General features: G+C 66.1%; 2 protein-coding genes. Both read left to right on the top strand.

Annotation, left to right across the window (positions count from 1 at the left end; translation table 11 throughout):
- Positions 1-663, top strand: a 663-nt coding sequence (locus AHiyo1_RS22670) for a hypothetical protein (protein ID WP_216363303.1), incomplete at its 5' end; no start/stop codon positions are given.
- A 62-nt stretch (positions 664-725) separates the two neighbouring features.
- On the top strand, positions 726-1,275 hold a 550-nt coding region (locus AHiyo1_RS22665), incomplete at its 3' end, for a helix-turn-helix domain-containing protein (protein WP_172465715.1).

The raw sequence follows: 1,275 nt of genomic DNA, 5'->3' as shown, positions 1-1,275 counted from the left end.
ATCTCGGCAAGCCGGAAGAGCGATCAGCGCGACGCGATCCAAGGCGCTGCATCGGGTGTGAAAGGTGGTGCCTCGAACGGCACCAGCGATTCGCTCCCGGAGTCGGGCTTCAGGCTCCCGGGGACCGAGAGCCCGCTGATGGTGCGCAATCTGCCCTTCCCGCTCATGGAGGCGATGCGCGAGCAGCTCAGGGCAGCTGCCATTCGAGAACGCGGGGTCAGCGACAGCACGGCGAGGGGGTTCAGCAAGCGCCTGAGCCAGCCGGCTCTCGTGACGGCGTTCCTGCTGGCGCATCTCGATGTGCGGATCGATACGGATCAGGCGACGCGAACGGCCGCAGAGCTGTTCCGATCGCAGGATCCGCTTCTGGGCTCGGTGGTCGAGCGGATGGACGCACTGGAGTACCGGGAGAACGAGCACAGCACGCAGCTGCAGCGACTCCATGAGGCCCTGCAGCTCGTGCACGAGACCAGCGCGGCGATCGAGCAGGCGGTCGCGTACTCCATCGCGGACAAGACCGAGAACTTCCTGCGCGGCTCGCACAACATCCACGACGCGCCAATCACGCACAAGGATGCGATCTACGTCCGTGACAAGGTCCGCGACGAGACGAGGAAGCGCGCGAAGCTCGAGGAGGACCGCGACGGAAAGCCGATCCGCTGAGCCTGTCCCTTACGAGGCCGGCGACGACAGCAGCAAGTAGAACGAGTCGAAGGAGACGACGCGTGGCTGAGACGCTCTTCCCGCAGCGACAGCGCTGCAAGACCTGCCGGGGGAACCTCGGCAAGACGGTGAACGACCCTGTGTTGTTCGGCCTGTACTGCTCGCCGAAATGCGCGGGCATCGCCGAGCCATCGGCGAATGCCGGATACCAGGGCACCCCTCGAGAGTGCCGGACGCAGCGCGATGGCGGCTGGTTCTTCAAGCGCCGCTACCGTAGCGAGGGCGAGATCCCCGACAAGATCCGCGATGATCCGTCGACGAATTGGTATTGGTGCGGCCACTGCGGCACGCTTCACGTCGGTCACACGCGCGTGGGAACCGCCGAGAAGTTCCGCATGTTCGAGGACCTCGGCGAGGATCTCCCGGATCTGCTGGTCAAGCTCCGCGGGAAGGCCACGCTCAAGCAGGTTGCGGAGGTCGCGGGGATCCGGCCGATCCGGCTCAAGGAGCTGGAAACCGGGGTAGATCACCCCGAGGGCCTGAAGACGCTGGGGAAGGTGCTCAAGGTCTACCGGGTCCGGCTCGGCGTGGCGCTGCCGGCGGCAGGACGGT

Origin of the sequence: Arthrobacter sp. Hiyo1, from assembly GCF_001263615.2 — a bacterium.
In the GTDB taxonomy this organism is placed as follows: domain Bacteria; phylum Actinomycetota; class Actinomycetes; order Actinomycetales; family Micrococcaceae; genus Arthrobacter.
The sequence above is the reverse complement of the archived record's forward strand: the minus strand, read 5'-3'. Positions and strand labels throughout refer to the sequence as shown.